Annotated in this window: 1 protein-coding gene; it reads left to right on the top strand. The window is 69.8% G+C overall.

Translation table 11 applies throughout. The features are described 5' to 3' along the window. Nucleotides 1-84 precede the first annotated feature (84 nt). Complete coding sequence (locus GWK15_RS25595; protein ID WP_245211910.1) at nucleotides 85-411, top strand: hypothetical protein; 327 nt, start codon at nucleotides 85-87, stop codon at nucleotides 409-411. The last annotated feature ends 238 nt before the right edge of the window (nucleotides 412-649 follow it).

Here is a 649-nt window from a genome sequence, read left to right as displayed (position 1 = left end):
GGCCCGCGCGTTTCAACAGAGCAGGTGTCCTGCCCGTCCGATCTCGGACGAAGACTTCGACGCCTGGGAAAGGGAGTTCCCGCCATGCAGTTCCATCTCATCGCGGCCGGCCTGCTGCTGCTCGGCGTCGCAGGCTGCGACAGCACGCGCGGCAACCCGCCAGGAACGGCAGCCGAGCGCGCGCTCGACCGCACTGCGGGTACCAATGTCTCGGGCGCCTATCCCGCGCAGTCCGACGGAATGCCCGGCAATCCGCCAGGCACCTCGGCCGAGCGTGCGCTGGACCGCGCCGCGGGCACCAATGTCTCCGGCGCCTATCCCATGCAGTCCGACGGAATGCCCGGCAATCCGCCAGGCACGGCCGTCAGCCGCACGATCGATCGCGCTGTCGGATCATCCGGAACCCGCTGACGGCGGGGCCGTTGGCAGGCCATATGGAATGCGTTCGGGGCTGGAGCGCGCTGCCACGAAGGCGACGGCGGTCAGGCCTCCGCGGAAGCGCCGACCGCACGCTCGATGGCCAAGCTCATCTCGGCTTCGGTGAAGGGCTTCTGCAGCACCACGCTCTCCGGCCTGTCGGTCCGCACGGGCGCGCCGCTCATGTAGACATGCGGGACATGGCGCGTCCGCAGGACGGTCTCGACCGCAT

The organism is Neoroseomonas oryzicola, from assembly GCF_012163135.1.
Classification (GTDB): domain Bacteria; phylum Pseudomonadota; class Alphaproteobacteria; order Acetobacterales; family Acetobacteraceae; genus Neoroseomonas; species Neoroseomonas oryzicola.
The sequence above is the reverse complement of the archived record's forward strand: the minus strand, read 5'-3'. Positions and strand labels throughout refer to the sequence as shown.